The 14301-nt window shown below is 69.4% G+C and carries 15 protein-coding genes and 1 tRNA gene; 3 read left to right on the top strand and 13 right to left on the bottom strand.

Annotated elements, in window-relative coordinates; all coding sequences use genetic code 11:
• Positions 1 to 47 precede the first annotated feature (47 nt).
• From K0817_RS08550 to K0817_RS08540, 3 genes are read right to left on the bottom strand one after another with little or no spacing between them, the layout of a single operon-like run.
• On the bottom strand, positions 48 to 1229 hold the full coding sequence (locus tag K0817_RS08550) for an acetyl-CoA C-acetyltransferase (RefSeq protein WP_219981050.1): 1182 nt from the start codon (positions 1227 to 1229) through the stop codon (positions 48 to 50).
• Positions 1226 to 1909, bottom strand: coding sequence for a CoA transferase subunit B (locus tag K0817_RS08545; protein ID WP_219981049.1), 684 nt, complete (start codon positions 1907 to 1909; stop codon positions 1226 to 1228). The genes K0817_RS08550 and K0817_RS08545 overlap by 4 nt, the downstream gene beginning before the upstream one ends.
• A 1-nt stretch (position 1910) precedes the next feature.
• Positions 1911 to 2711, bottom strand: coding sequence for a CoA transferase subunit A (locus K0817_RS08540; RefSeq protein ID WP_219981048.1), 801 nt, complete (start codon positions 2709 to 2711; stop codon positions 1911 to 1913).
• Between the two features lie 104 nt (positions 2712 to 2815).
• Here K0817_RS08540 and K0817_RS08535 point away from each other — a divergent pair, with 104 nt between their 5' ends.
• Positions 2816 to 3610 carry an IclR family transcriptional regulator gene (locus K0817_RS08535; RefSeq protein ID WP_219981047.1) on the top strand — a complete coding sequence of 265 codons (795 nt, stop codon included), beginning with the start codon at positions 2816 to 2818 and terminating at the stop codon, positions 3608 to 3610.
• Between the two features lie 75 nt (positions 3611 to 3685).
• Here K0817_RS08535 and K0817_RS08530 read toward each other — a convergent pair whose 3' ends face one another.
• The 10 genes from K0817_RS08530 to K0817_RS08485 all read right to left on the bottom strand — a co-directional run bounded on the left by K0817_RS08530 (position 3686) and on the right by K0817_RS08485 (position 12715).
• On the bottom strand, positions 3686 to 4645 hold the full coding sequence (locus tag K0817_RS08530; protein WP_253735267.1) for an alpha/beta hydrolase: 960 nt from the start codon (positions 4643 to 4645) through the stop codon (positions 3686 to 3688).
• Complete coding sequence (locus K0817_RS08525; RefSeq protein WP_219981046.1) at positions 4642 to 5394, bottom strand: 3-hydroxybutyrate dehydrogenase; 753 nt, start codon at positions 5392 to 5394, stop codon at positions 4642 to 4644. Before K0817_RS08525 ends, K0817_RS08530 begins: the two co-directional genes overlap by 4 nt.
• Complete coding sequence (locus K0817_RS08520; protein ID WP_219981045.1) at positions 5391 to 6083, bottom strand: TetR/AcrR family transcriptional regulator; 693 nt, start codon at positions 6081 to 6083, stop codon at positions 5391 to 5393. The genes K0817_RS08525 and K0817_RS08520 overlap by 4 nt, the downstream gene beginning before the upstream one ends.
• Positions 6080 to 7711: a class I adenylate-forming enzyme family protein gene (locus K0817_RS08515; RefSeq protein ID WP_219981593.1), complete on the bottom strand. Its 1632-nt coding sequence runs from the start codon at positions 7709 to 7711 to the stop codon at positions 6080 to 6082. Before K0817_RS08515 ends, K0817_RS08520 begins: the two co-directional genes overlap by 4 nt.
• 16 nt (positions 7712 to 7727) lie before the next feature.
• A complete protein-coding gene (locus K0817_RS08510) occupies positions 7728 to 8780 on the bottom strand; it encodes a branched-chain amino acid ABC transporter permease (protein ID WP_219981592.1) in 1053 nt (350 codons plus the stop codon).
• Between the two features lie 68 nt (positions 8781 to 8848).
• On the bottom strand, positions 8849 to 9724 hold the full coding sequence (locus K0817_RS08505; protein ID WP_219981044.1) for a branched-chain amino acid ABC transporter permease: 876 nt from the start codon (positions 9722 to 9724) through the stop codon (positions 8849 to 8851).
• Positions 9721 to 10437, bottom strand: a complete 717-nt coding sequence (locus tag K0817_RS08500; protein WP_219981043.1) for an ABC transporter ATP-binding protein — start codon at positions 10435 to 10437, stop codon at positions 9721 to 9723. Before K0817_RS08500 ends, K0817_RS08505 begins: the two co-directional genes overlap by 4 nt.
• Positions 10434 to 11219, bottom strand: coding sequence for an ABC transporter ATP-binding protein (locus tag K0817_RS08495; RefSeq protein WP_219981042.1), 786 nt, complete (start codon positions 11217 to 11219; stop codon positions 10434 to 10436). The genes K0817_RS08500 and K0817_RS08495 overlap by 4 nt, the downstream gene beginning before the upstream one ends.
• 19 nt (positions 11220 to 11238) lie before the next feature.
• Positions 11239 to 12450 (bottom strand): substrate-binding domain-containing protein, encoded by a 1212-nt coding sequence (locus tag K0817_RS08490; RefSeq protein ID WP_219981041.1) that lies wholly within the window; start codon positions 12448 to 12450, stop codon positions 11239 to 11241.
• A gap of 189 nt (positions 12451 to 12639) precedes the next feature.
• Positions 12640 to 12715: transfer RNA gene (locus K0817_RS08485), tRNA-Lys, on the bottom strand.
• Positions 12716 to 12809: 94 nt separating this feature from the next.
• Here K0817_RS08485 and K0817_RS08480 point away from each other — a divergent pair.
• Together K0817_RS08480 and K0817_RS08475 are read left to right on the top strand one after the other, a co-directional pair.
• A complete protein-coding gene (locus tag K0817_RS08480; protein ID WP_253735266.1) occupies positions 12810 to 13634 on the top strand; it encodes an inositol monophosphatase family protein in 825 nt (274 codons plus the stop codon).
• A gap of 55 nt (positions 13635 to 13689) precedes the next feature.
• Positions 13690 to 14277, top strand: coding sequence for a hypothetical protein (locus tag K0817_RS08475; RefSeq protein WP_219981040.1), 588 nt, complete (start codon positions 13690 to 13692; stop codon positions 14275 to 14277).
• The last annotated feature ends 24 nt before the right edge of the window (positions 14278 to 14301 follow it).

Raw genomic sequence — 14301 nt, 5'->3', positions numbered from 1 at the left:
CTCCGCGGCGGGGCGACGCGGCCACGCCGCCGGCATGCTCGCACGCGTCAGCGCGTGAGGATGAGCGCGTCGCCCTGACCGCCGCCGCCGCACAGCGCGACGGCCGCGGTGCCGCCGCCGCGACGAACCAGCTCGTGCACCGCATGGACGACGAGCCGGTTGCCGGATGCCCCGATCGGGTGCCCGATCGCGATGCCGCCGCCGTGGGGATTGACCACGTCGTCGGCGAGCCCGAGCTCGGTCTGAGACCGCGCGACGACGGCGCCGAACGCCTCGTTGATCTCGACGATGTCGAGCTCGGAGGCGGCGATCCCCTGCTTCGCGCAGGCGTTCTCGATCGCCCGGGCCGGCTGCGAATGCAAGGAGTTGTCGGGGCCGGCGACCTGTCCTGACGCGCCGACGGCTGCCAGCACCGGCCAGCCGTTCGCGTCCGCGTGCGCGCGCGTCGTAAGAACGACCGCCGAGGCGCCATCCGAGATCTGCGACGAGTTGCCGGCCGTGATCGAGCCGCCCTCGGCGAAGGCCGGGCGCAGCCCAGCGAGCGTCTCGACCGTCGTCTCGGGCCGGATCCCCTCGTCCTTGGTCACGACCACCGGGTCGCCCTTGCGCTGAGGTATCGGCACCGGCACGATCTCGGCGTCGAACACGCCCTCAGCCTGCGCGGCGGCGGCCCGCTGATGCGAACGCGCCGCGACAGCATCCTGCATCTCGCGCGTCACCTCCAGGCGCCCATTGTGCCGCTCCGTCGAGGCGCCCATGCTCTCGCGGTCGTACGCGTCGGTCAGCCCGTCGAAGGCCATGTGGTCGAGCACCTCGATCGAGCCGTACGCCCACCCGTCGCGCGAGCCCATGAGCAGGTGGGGAGCACGCGTCATGGACTCCATCCCCGCCGCGACCACGACGGTCGCGTCACCCACGGCGATCATGCGGGCGCCGTCGATGATCGCGGTGAGGCCCGACAGGCACACCTTGTTCACCGACCCGGAGTGCACGTGCCACGGGATGCCGGCGCCCACGGCCGCCTGACGTGCCGGGTTCTGGCCGGCACCGGCGGCGAGCACCTGCCCGACGAGCACGGCATCGACGGCGTCCGCCGGGATGCCGGCTTTGTCCAGTGCGCCGCGGATCGCCGCACTGCCCAACTGCACCGCGGTGAGCGGCGACAGTTGACCCTTCAGCCGCCCCTGCGGGGTGCGCGCGGCGGCGACGATGACGATGTCTTGGTTCATGCTTCCACCTTGCTCTCGTTTCGCTCGCCCGCGGCCCCTCGGTCACCGATGGCGATCGCAAGCTCGGGCTCGGTCGCGGCGATGACGTCTTCCACGCTGACATCGGGTGCCAGCTCCACGAGCACGAGTCCGTCCTCGGTCACGTCGATGACGGCGAGATCCGTGATGATGCGATCCACCACGCCGCGGCCGGTGAGGGGCAGCGAGCACTCGTCGACGATCTTGGGGCTGCCGTCTTTCGCCACGTGCTCCATCAGCACGATCACGCGGGCTGCGCCGTGGACGAGGTCCATCGCTCCTCCCGGTCCCTTGACCATCTTTCCCGGGATCATCCAGTTGGCCAGGTCCCCGGTCGCCGACACCTGCATCGCGCCGAGGATGGCGGCGTCGATCTTGCCGCCCCGGATCATGCCGAAGCTCGTCGCCGAATCGAAGAACGCCGCTCCGGGAAGTGTGGTGACCGTCTCTTTGCCGGCGTTGATGAGGTCGGGGTCGACGTTCTCATCGGACGGGTACGGCCCGACGCCGAGGATGCCGTTCTCGGACTGGAGCACCACCGTCACTCCCTCGGGCACGTGGTTCGGCACGAGCGTGGGGAGACCGATCCCGAGGTTCACATACGCGCCGTCGGCGAGCTCCTGTGCCGCGCGGGCAGCCATCTCGTTCCGTGACAGCGGCATGTCAGGCTCCTTCCGGCATCTCGCGCGCGGCCGCTTGAGCGGCGGAGACCGTGCGGCGTTCGATGCGCTTCTCGATGTCGGATCCGACCTCCACGATGCGGTGCACGTAGATGCCGGGAAGATGGATGCTGTCCGGATCCAGCTCGCCAGGTTCGACGAGCTCCTCGACCTGGGCGATGCACACGTGTCCGGCCATGGCGGCGAGCGGGTTGAAGTTGCGGGCGGACTTGTTGAAAACGAGGTTCCCGTGACGGTCACCGCGGAGGGCGTGAACCAGCGAGAAGTCCGTCACAATGGCCTCTTCGAGCACGTACTCGCGGGCGGACCCGGCGAACTCGAAGGTTCGGACATCCTTCACCGGCGAGGCCACGGCGACCCCGCCGGTCCCGTCGTAGCGACGCGGCAGCCCGCCCTCGGCGACCTGGGTGCCGACGCCGGTCTGCGTGTAAAAGGCTGCGATGCCGGAGCCGCCGGCGCGGAGCTTCTCGGCGAGCGTGCCCTGTGGGGTGAGTTCGAGCTCGAGCTCGCCCGAGAGGAACTGCCGCTCGAACTCCTTGTTCTCGCCGACATATGAGGACGTCATCTTGCGGATGCGCTTGGCGTTCAAGAGGATCCCGAGGCCCCAGTCGTCGACCCCGCAGTTGTTGCTGACGATGCTGAGGTCGGTCGTCCCCTGCGCCAGCAGCGCCTCGATGAGCGCGATGGGATTTCCGGAGAGCCCGAATCCTCCGACCGCGAGAGAGGCGCCGTCAGGGATGTCGGCGACGGCTTCGACCGCCGAGCCCCACGTCTTGTCGATCATCCTGCTCCTTCGCTCATGATGTCTTCGACAATCCTCTGAGCATCCGGGTCCAGTGTCACGGCGCGGCTTGCCATGTGGAGAGCGTGAGGCGTAGCGTCCATATCGTGGACAACGTCGCCAAGCGGAGCATTCCAGGAGCCCAGTCGGTGGCCCGGGCAGCACTGTTGCTGCGACTGGTCACTTCCGCCGGCGACGAGGGCATGTCGGTCGCCGACCTCGCCCGGCGCGCCGACCTCACGCGCCCGACCGCGCATCGCCTCCTGACCGCGCTGCGCCACGAAGGCCTTGTCGACCAGGACGATAGGAGTGGGCGATGGATGCCGGGTCCCGAGCTCTTCCTGATGGGGACGGTCGCGGCATCCCGCTATGACATCACCGCCATCGCCCGCGACATCGTGAGATCTCTCGCCGTGCGGACCGAAGAGAGCGCGTTCCTCTCGGTGCGCCGGGGCGACGAAACGGTGTGCCTGCTGCGCGAGGAGGGGAGCTTTCCGATCCGGTCTTTCGTACTGTCGGAGGGCGTGCGCTTTCCGCTCGGCGTCGCCTCGGCAGGGCTGGCCATCCTCGCCTTCCTCCCTCCCCACGATGTGGACGCCTACTTCGGGCGTCATCCTGAGCTCGCCGCGGAATGGGGCGCACCGCACGGCGAGCAGCGGCTGCGAACCCGGCTGCGCGACACGCAGGAGCGCGGCTACGCCGTCAACCCCGGCCTCATCGTCGAGGGGTCGTACGGGCTCGGCGCCGCGGTGTTCACCAAGGAAGGCCACCCGCAGTGGGCGCTGAGCCTGACGGGCGTGCAGTTCCGGTTCGGCCCCGACCGCCTGCCCGAGCTGGGCCGCACCCTCCTCGCCCACGCCCACCAGCTCACCACCCGCATCGCCGCGAGCTCCGGTCGTTGAGCGAGCGAGGAACGAGCGAGACGAAACGCGCCGAGCCCACTCGCAGGCACGGGCGTTTCGACTCGCTTCGCTCGCTCACCGACCGCGATGCGCGATTTGGTCCCGCACGACGGCGGCGACGGCATCAGCCCCCGCCGGCGACATCACGATCGTGTAGTGGTTGAAGCCGTCGAGGCGCTCGTGCAAGATCCCGGGATTGGCGTCGAGCATTCGAGCCAGATGCTCGGGCGCGTACAGCCCCGGCGGCTCGTCTTGCAGTCCGCGCGGCGCGGTCACCATGCGGGCGGGATGCCGCAGCCCCGTCAGCGCCGCCGGCAGCGCCTCGCCCGTGTTCATGTCGCGGGTGTCGTCGGCGGTGGTGTCGTAGCTCGTCGCCGGGCGCAGCGCGCCCTGCCCGTCGTCGACGAGGTCGTACGCGAGGTACTGCTCGAGTTCGCTCGTCCAGTCCGAACGGAAGGCGGGATGCCGCCGCCAGAAGTCGAGGTACTCCCCCGGATCGGCGAACCTCATCGACAGCCGCGCGGCGGTCGGGCCGAGGATCCCGGCGACCAGCTCGTCGGTGCTGAGCCCTGCCGGCACGTCTAGTGGCAAGCCTCCGTCCACCAGCACCAGTCGTGATACCCGCTCCGGATATCGGTGGGCCAGGACGACAGCCACGAACGCGCCCATCGAATGCCCGACCACCACGGTGCGCTCGATGCCGAGGGCGTCGAGCGCAGCCACGAGGTCGGCGGCGTGCGCCGCCATGCCGGCGGGTCCCTCGAGGGTGTTGCTGGCACCCCGCCCACGCAGGTCGGGTGCGATCGCACGCACTCCGGGCAGCCGGTCCACGACGAACGGCCAGGCCAGGTGCGACGAGGTGACCCCGTGGATGAGAAGCACGTCCGGGGCATCTGCCATCGCGGGGTCGGGGTCCCACACGCCGACGCGAAGGGCCCCGCCGATCACCGGCACGTCGACCGTGCGGTATGTGTGACCCGCCCTGGCCAGGTCGACAGCGGGCACTCCGGCCTCGGGCATACTGCCACCACTCATCGCGCCGTCCATCCGCCGTCCATCGTGTACGAGGCGCCGGTGACCATTCCGGCCTTGTCGGACGCCAGCCACCCCGCGAGCGAGGCCACCTCGTCGGCCTCGACCAGCCGCTTGATCGCCGTCTCGGTGAGCATGATCTTCTCGACGACCTCGCTCTCGGGGATGCCGTGCACCTTCGCCTGGTCGGCGATCTGCTTCTCGACCAGCGGCGTGCGCACATACGCGGGATTGATGCAGTTGCTCGTGACACCGTGCGGCGCGCCCTCGAGGGCGGTGACCTTCGACAGTCCTTCGAGCCCATGCTTTGCAGCGACATAGGCCGACTTGAACGGGCTCGCGCGCAGACCGTGGGCGCTCGAGACGTTGATGATGCGCCCCCAGCCACGCTCGTACATGGCCGGCAGCGCCGCGCGCACCAGCAGGAACGGCGACTCGAGCATGAGACGCAGCAGTAGCCGGAACGCGTCGGGGTCGAAGTCGGTGATCGGGCTCACACGCTGGATGCCGGCGTTGTTCACAAGGATGTCGATGTCGAGTGCGACCTCGTCGAGCGCCGCGGTGTCGGCGAGGTCGACGACCCAGGACTCACCGCCCACCTCGGCGGCGGCATCCGTCGCGGCATTCGCGTTGAGGTCGGCGATGATCACGTGGGCCCCGCGTGCTGCGAACTCGTGCGCGCACGCCAACCCGATCCCGCTCGCGCCGCCCGTGACGAGTGCTCGCCGGCCGGCGAGGTCGTTGTCGCTCATTCCTGCTCCTCCCCCTGCGCGGCTCCGGGCCGCGGCGCGAGCGCGTTGTCGATGAACCGCGTCATGCCGGCGAATACGACGGGATCCAGCTGCGACGGCGGCCGTCCGTCGGCATCCCGCTCCCACAGCAGGAAACGCATGCCGATGAGCTCTCCCATCCCCATGAGTGCCCACGCCGTCGTCTCGGGATCGAGGGCGCGGTCCACGTCTCCGGCGGCCTGAGCGGACCGCAGTCCCGCCTCGTAGCCCTCGACGATGCGCGTGTAGTGCAGCCGCAGCACTTCGGGAGAGACGAACTCCGCCTCGCGCACGACGCGATAAAGCGCAGGGTGCTCGGCGGTGAACCGGAAGAACCCCGCGAACCCGGCGCGCTCTGCTTCGAGGCGGGACGACGCCCCCGCCATGGATTCCGACATCGAGTGGCGCACGCGGCGGTTCAGATCCAGCACCAGCGCCTCGAAGATGGCCTGCTTACTGTCGAAGTACAGGTAGAACGTCCCCAGGCCGATGCCGGCGCGCTCGGTGATCTTGACGATGGATGCCTCGTGGTAGCCCTGTTCGGCGAAAACGAGCTCCGCGGCCTCGAGCAGGCGCCGCCGCGTCGCCTCGCCACGCTTGGTGAGCGGGCGTCCGGTCGCGGATGAGACGGGACCCTGCGCGTCGTCGACGACATCGCCGGAAAGGCTCATCGCGACACCTCCTTCGTCGTTCGGTCGCGCTCCCCCGCGCGATCCTGCGCCATGAGCGCGCGTGCCTGCTCGCGAAGCCGCGACCGGGCGAGCTTGTCGATCGTCGAGCGCGGCAGCGCGTCGACCAGCTCGATGCGCACCGGCACCTTGAAGGCCGCGAGGTTGCGCCGCGCGTGAGCAAGCAGTTCGTCGCCCGACAGCGCGGCTCCGGCCGCGGGCACGACGAACGCGACACCGCGCTCTCCCCACACCGGGTCGGGGACGCCGACGACGGCGGCCGCCACCACGAGCGGGTGCAGGCACAGCGCGTGCTCTACTTCGGCGGGTGCGACGTTCTCACCGCCCGAGATGAAGATGTCCTTCAATCGGTCCACGATGCGGTAGACGCCTTCGGCGTCCCGGGCGACGAGATCGCCCGATCGCAGCCAGCCTCCGCTCAGTGCGCGTGCCGTGGCGTTCTCGTCGCCGAGGTAGCCGGCGAACACGCTGGGCCCGCGCACCCACAGTTCGCCGGTGGCCTCGCCCTCGAGCGGCAGTCCCGAATCTGCGTCGACCACCCTCACGGTCACGTGGGGGTACGGGCGCCCGACGGCACCGGGTGCGTCGGCGGCCTCGGCGGCGGGCAGGTGCAGCACGTTCGGACCGGCCTCGGTCAGCCCATAGCCCTGCGTCAGTGCGACGCCACGCTCGGTCCACGCCTGCTGCAACGCGGTCGGCATCGTGGCGCCGCCCACCAGCGCCAGTCGCAGGGAGGTCACATCCGTGCACTCCCACTCGCGGTCGGCGGCGAGCATGGCGTATTGCGTCGGAACGCCCATCATGGCCGTGACCCGGCGCTCCGCGATCAGGCGCAAGGCGCGGGCGGGCTGGAACGACCGCTCGAGGACGACCGTGGCACCCGTCCACCACGCCAGCAACGGCTGGCAGTTCCACGCCGCCACATGGAATTGCGGCAGCATCGCCAGCACCACGTCGTCCTGCCGCAGGGGCAGCGCCTGGGCCAGTGCCAGGTTGTTCCAGAAGCAGTTGGCGTGCGTGAGCACGACGCCCTTCGGGGCCGCCTCGCTCCCCGAAGTGAAGATCACCAGCAGCGGGTCGTCGTCGCGCACCGGGCGCCATGAGCGCGGGCGGCGCGATGACGGAAGGTTCCCCGCCTCGACTCCGGTCGTTCCCAGTGCCGCGACCTGCGGCATCTGGTCTCCTGCGTTCGCCGCGCTTGCCGTCGCGGCGCGCATCGCTTCACCGGCCAGCGCCGCATGCTCGTCTTCGATCAGCACGAGCGCGGGCGCCGAGCGGACGAGCACATCGGCCAGTTCTCGGGTGGTGAGCCGCCACGACAGCGGCACGAACGCGACGCCGGTCAACGCGCACGCGAAGAACGCCACAACGTGGTCGGTCGAATTGCCCGACACCGTCGCGACGCGGTCGCCGGCCGCGTAGCCGGCGCGGCGCAGCCGCTCGGCGAGCGCCACGGCCCGCGCTGCGAGCGCGCCGTAGTCCGTCGTGACGCCGCGGTCATCGATCGCGATGCGCTCCGGCGAGGTCGCCGAGCGATCGATCAGCCATCGCCCGATCGTGTGAGGCCCGTCTTCGACGTCGGGGTCGAGCGCGGCTTCCGCATCCCACATCACCGGCACACCCCTCTCATGTGCGGGCCTCGATCGGTGCGTCCGCCATGTCATCCGCGTCGTCCATCTGCCGTAGCGAGTCCCGCATCTTCTCGCCGCGGCGGCGGCGGACGGCGGCGTCGATGGTTCCGGCGATGCCCCCGGGCAGGAACATCACGACGAGGATGAACAGCACGCCGAACAGGAACAGCGGCTCCGACAGCGGGATGCGCAGCACGTCGGGCAGTCCGGCGATCGCGTCGGATCCCGCCAGCACCGTCAGGCGCTGGTCCAGCAGTGTGTAGAGCACACCGCCAACGATGGCACCCCAGCGGAATCCGACGCCACCCAGCACGACCATGACCAGGATCGTGATCGTCAGATCCGCCGACACCGCACGCGGGACGGTGCCCGACTGCAGCAGCATGTAGGCGACGCCCGCCAGGCTCGCCAGCGCCCCGGCGATCACGAAGACGATCAGCCTCACCCGGTACGGCGAGAGTCCGAGCACCCGCACGCGCTGTTCGTTCTCTCGCGTGGCGCGAGCGAGGTGCCCGAGCCGCGACGTGTCGACCCACAGGGTGACGAGGTAGACCACGACCAGCACCACGAGGGCGAACCAGTACAGGTTGCGTGTGTTGACCACGCCGATGAGGAAGTCTGGCACGACCTCGGTGTTCAAGCTCAGCCCTTCCTCGCCTCCGGTCACCTGCGAGTTGCGGCGCACCAGCACCGACCCGGCCTGAGCGAAGGCGAGCGTGACCATCGCGAACGGGATCCCCGAGACCCTCATCGATACCGCGCCGGTGATCAGGGCGATCACCATTCCGCCGATGAGGGCGACGAAGATGCCGGGCCATAGCGGCACTCCGAAGTGCTCCAGCGCGATGCCCAGCCCGTACGCGCCGGCCCCGAAGTACAGGGCGTGCCCGAACGACAGCATCCCTCCCGATCCGAGCAGCAGGTTGTACGACAGCGCGAGTGCGGCGAACACCATGCACAGCGACAGCAGTGCGAGCGTGCCGGGCATGTAGGTGGGCGTGGGGAGGATGCCGGGGAGCGACAGGTTCAGCAGCGGCAGGATCGCCATGAAGACGACCAGGGCCGCACCGACGATCGTCGGGACGTACTTTCCCACGTGTGGAGTGCGTCGAGCCACTATGCCTTCCTCCCCAAGAGTCCGGTCGGGCGCACGAGCAGCACCAGGGCCAGCAGGATCACGACGATGAAATCGCCCGTGCCGCCGAGGTACGAGTTGGCGAACTGCTGCAGGACGGCGACGAGGACGGATGCCACGGCCGCACCGGTCAGCGAGCCGAGACCGCCCACCACCGTGACGATGAAGGCGAAGATCAGCAGGGTCTGGCCGAGGTGCGCCGACACGAAGGTGGAGTAGTGCATGGCCAGCACTCCGCCGATCCCCGCCGCGGCGCCGCCGATCGCGAACACGAGGGTGAAGGACCGGCGCACGTCGATGCCGAGCGCGGTGACCATCGACCGGTTCTCGACACCGGCCCGGATGATCATGCCGTAGCGCGTCTTCTGCAGGAACAGCACCAGCGCCAGCAGCACGAGCACCGCCGCGATCATGAGCACCCAGTAGGTGTTCGGGATCCGCGCGCCCAGGACCTCGGTGGTCTGACGCAGCCAGGCCGGCCCGGCGATGTGGATCGGGTCGGTGCCCCAGATCCCCTCGAACAGCGCGACCGCGGCGAAAGAGAGCCCCACGGTCACGAGCACCTGCTCGATGTGACGCTCGTACAGCGGGCGGATGAGCACCAGCTCGGTGACCGTCGCGAAGACCGCGCCGACGCCGGCTCCCACGAGCACCGACAGCAGGAAGGATCCCCACGATTCGGTGCCGAGGGCCTGCGCGACCATCCATCCCGCGAAGGCGCTCAGGGTGAGGAACGCGCCGTGCGCGAAGTTGAGCACGTGCATCAGTCCGTAGATCAGACTGAGCCCGCTCGCGACGAGGAAGTACAGGGCACCGAGGCCGACCCCCGTGATCAGGGTGAGGACGATGGAACTCATGCCGCGGCCTCCGCGTGCACGCCCAGGAGGCGGCGGGTCAGGTCGTCGTCGTCGAGGATGTCGCGGGCCTTGCCCGCGTGCACCACGCGACCGCCCGCGATGACGATCGCATCGTCGGCCAGGCGGCGCACCACGTCGAGGTTCTGCTCCACGAGGAGGATCGGCACCGTCCGCGACGCCAGCTCGAGAGCGCTGGCAACCTCGGTGACGATCTTCGGGGCCAGCCCTTTCGTCGGCTCGTCGACCAGCAGCAGCCGGTTGTCGTTGATCAGGGCGCGCGCGACCGAGACCATCTGCTGCTGCCCGCCCGAGAGCGTTCCGGCCGCCTGGTCGCGTCGCGCGACGAGATCGGGGAACAGCTCGGCGACGAGTTCGCGACGCGGGTTCTTCTGCCGCTCGGCGAGGGCGAGGTTCTCGGCCACCGTGAGCTTCGCGAAGACCTCGCGATCCTCCGGGACGTAGCCGACGCCGCGACGCACGATGCGGTGGGTGGGCAGCCCGTCGATGCGTTCGCCGGCGAGCGTCACGGTGCCGCGGCGCTGGATGAGACCCAGGATGCCACGAAGCGTCGAGGTCTTTCCGACGCCGTTGCGGCCGAGAACCGCGGTGATGCCGGTGGCGGGCACCTCGAACGACACGTCCTCGACGACCTGCTGGCCCGCGATCGAGCAGCGCAGCCCCTTCACCTGCAGGATCGCTTCGCCCGCGCTCATGCCGCCGCCGTTCCGAGGTACGCGCGCTGTACGAGCGGGTCGTCCATGATCTTCTGCGGGACGTCGTAGGCGATGATGCCTCCGAAATACATGACGGCGACGCGGTCGACCAGTCCCATCAGGACGTCGATGTGATGCTCGACCATGAGCACCGTGCATCCCTTCTCACGGTGCAGGTCGCGGATGTTCTCGACGAGTCCGGCCACATCGCCGGAGGCGACACCGGCCATCGGCTCGTCCAGCAGCACGATGCTCGCCTCGGTCGCCAGCAGCACGGCGATCTCGAGCTTGCGCTTGTCGCCGTGCGAGATGTCGCCCGCCTCAGCTTCGTGCTTGTGATCGAGCCCGACGATCCGGAGCTTGTCGAAGGCGAGCTCGGTGGCGGCATCCGTCCGGCGAGGGAAGCGCAGCAGCGAGCCGGAACCGCCGAGCGACACCTGTGCCGCCAGGCGCACGTTCTCGAGCACGCTCAGCCGCGGGAAGATGCTCGAGGTCTGGAAGGTGCGCCCGAGTCCCGCCCGCGCCCGCGCGGGGACCGACGCCGTCGTGATGTCGCGGTCGTCCAGCAGCACGCGGCCGGAGGTGGGCTTCGTGAGGCCCGAGATCACGTTGAAGAGCGTCGTCTTGCCGGCGCCGTTGGGGCCGATCACGCCGACCAGGCTGCCTGCGGGGATGTCGAGGGCGACGTCCTTGAGGATCGTCGCGCCCCCGATCTGCAGGCCGAGGGACTCGACCTGCAGACGGGAGCCGCGTCGCGACGCAGACGGAACAGGAGTGCTCATGCTGCGGGGGTGCTCCGCGTCACTCGGCTTCGGCCGGCGCGACGTCCTCGGCCGGCACCGTGTCGACGAGTTCCGGAACGAAGGTGTCGCCATCGGCGACGAGCCGTGCCTGGTACATCTCCTGAAGGAGTGCATGGTCGCTCGCGCGGACGGTCATCGTGCCCTTCGGGCCCTCGAACTCGAAGCCCTCGAGCGCGGCCACCATCGCGTCGACGTCGCCCTGGCCCTCTTGGATCGCGTGCACGATCATGATCGCCGCGTTGAATCCGTCGGGGCTGAAGAGATCGGGGGTGCCGCCGGCCTCTTCGATCGCTTCGACCATCGCGGCGTTCACCTCGTTGTCGGGAGCCCCCGGGAAGTAGTGGTTCAAGAAGTTGATCTTCTCGGATGCCTCGCCATAGGCGCCGAACGTCGCCGCATCGCCGAGCCCCGTGACGACGGGGATCTCATCGAGGACGCCCTGCTGGCTCATCGCCTGCCACATCGCGCCCGAGGTCGCCCCGGCCCATGCGACGAACACGAGGTCGGGAGAAGCCGCGAGCACCTGCTGCGCGAACGGCGTGAACTCGGTCACGTCCTCGGCGACCAGCACCGGTGCGACCGTGGCGCCCTGGCTGCCGAGGATGGCCTCGACGGCCGCCACGTTGCCCTGGCCGAAGGCGTTGTCCTGCGCGAAGACGGCGATCGTCTTCCCCTCGATGTCGTCGAGGAACGTCCCGGCCGTCGCGACGTCCTGTGCGCTCTGCCGCCCCGAGCGGAAGGTGTACTCGTTGATGCCGGTGATGGCGTCGGCCGCGGCGGGGCCCGAGACGTAGAGCACCTGGTTCTGCGCGGCCTGCTCGGCCACGGCGAGCGCGACGCCCGAAGAGGCGGTGCCGGCGATGATGTTCACGCCCTCGCCGATGAGTTCCTTGACCGCGGTGACAGCCTTGTCGGGGTCGCCCGCGTCGTCGCGGTACTCGACGGTGATCGTCGTGCCGTCGATCTCGCCGGTGCCGTCCGTCGCGTAGTCGAGCCCCGCCTCAAACGCGTCCAGGTACTGCTTGCCGTAGCCGGCCAGCGGACCGGACTCGCTCGTGACGATCCCGACGGTCACCTCCGACGGGGCCGAACCCTCGTCGGATCCTCCGCCGGGAGTCGCCGTCGGAGCACACGCCGCCAATGCCAGCGCAGCCGTGGCGACCACGGAAGCTATCACGGAACCTCGGAGCGACTTCTTCGTAACCCGCATGTGCGTGCCTTTCCCCATTGGAAGGATGTGGTGCCTCGAAAGGCAAACCTGAGATCTGATTCAGGTTCTTGCAATGTACGAACTCTGCCGTCCGTGGTCAAGTAGAGATGCCGCCGCAACCGGGGTCGTTACCGAATCGCGATGAGCGGGAATGACGAAGGGCGGCCCGCCGGGCCGCCCTTCGTGATGTGGTGCACCCCCTGGGACTTGAACCCAGAACCCACTGATTAAGAGTCAGTTGCTCTGCCGATTGAGCTAGAGGTGCGTGATTCGCACCGTGGCGAACCGAGGGTCAACATTACCATCACGATTGCATCAACGAAAATCGTGGTCGCCATGCGCCGGATATCCTTGCGGGTGTGACTTCCGCCCTCCCCGACTCGACGTTCGACGCGCCGTTCCCGGGGGATCTGGAGGCCGATCTCGCACTCGCGCTGCGTCTGGCCGATGCGGCGGACGCGGCATCCATGTCCCGCTTCGACGCTGCGGATCTTGACATCCGCACCAAAGCAGACGCGACGCACGTGACCGAAGCCGACCTCGCCACCGAGCGGGCGATCCGCTCGATCCTCGAGGCGGAACGACCCGACGACAGCGTCTTCGGCGAGGAGTACGGGGTCACCGGCGATTCGAGCCGCCAATGGATCATCGACCCCATCGACGGCACGGCGAACTACCTCAAGGGCATCCCGATGTGGACGACGCTCATCGCGCTCGCCGTCGACGGCGTGCCGCGAGTGGGCGTGGCCAGCCAGCCCGCGATCGCGCGTCGCTGGTGGGGAGCGACCGGCCTCGGCGCATGGACCCGCACCGCCTCGGGCCCGCGGCGGCTCGCCGTGTCGACCGTCGACGCCATCGGCGAGTCGAGTGTGAGCTTCCAGAGCATCGCGCAGTGGCGGGATGCCGGCAAACTGGACGCCCTCGAACGCCTGACCTCAGCGGTGTGGCGAGACCGCGGGTACGGCGACGCGTGGCCGTACATGCTGCTGGCCGAGGGACGCCTCGAGTTCGTCGCCGAGTTCGGCGTGCAGGAGTACGACATCGCCGCTCTCGTGCCGATCATCACCGAGGCCGGCGGCCGCTTCACCTCGTTCGACGGCCACGATTCGATCTCGGAGCGCTCATCGCTCGCGACGAACCGAGTGCTGCACGACGCGTACCTCGACCTCCTCCACACCGATTGACTCTGCACCATCCCCACCCCCACCCCCACCCTCCCCTGACTTCCCCGGAGACCCCGTGACGTTCCCCGCACGTTCCCGCCTCGGCATCGCTGCCCTGGTCGCGCTCTCGGCGACACTGGCGCTCACAGCCTGCTCGGGATCGCCCGAAGCCACCGCGCCAGAACAGACCAACGTGGCCCCGACGCCCAGTGCACCCGCCCCCGAGACCTCGGGGACGCCCGAACCGGAACCCGCGGCCGCCGACCCGACGTGCGACACCCTGATCAGCCTCTCCGTCTCGAAGGACTTCGAGAGCTTGGGCTGGACCTCACGGGCAGAGCCCTTCTACATCGGCAGCATCGAAGTCGCCGACGGACTGCGGTGCGTGTGGGCCGACTTCGAGGGCCCGGCCGGTGATCACGGGCAGATGTTCGGCTGGGCTCGGATCTCCGCCGGTGAGGCTGCCGACGCACAGGCAGAGCTCGTCGGGCAGGGCTGGATCCGTGAGGAGGCCCCGGAAGGGACCTACATCACGGAGAGCCCCGACACGACGATCTCGGCCGACGCGGAGGGCTACGGCATGACGTACCTCTTCGCCGACGGCTGGGTGACGCTCGCCGACACCAAGCAGAACCTCCTGCTGATCGAGTGGCCGAAGGGCTGACACGGCCTCCGGCCACCGGCCGGT

It is taken from the genome of Microbacterium sp. HD4P20, assembly GCF_019449275.2.
Lineage (GTDB): Bacteria > Actinomycetota > Actinomycetes > Actinomycetales > Microbacteriaceae > Microbacterium.
This window is presented reverse-complemented; position numbering and strand designations above follow the sequence as displayed.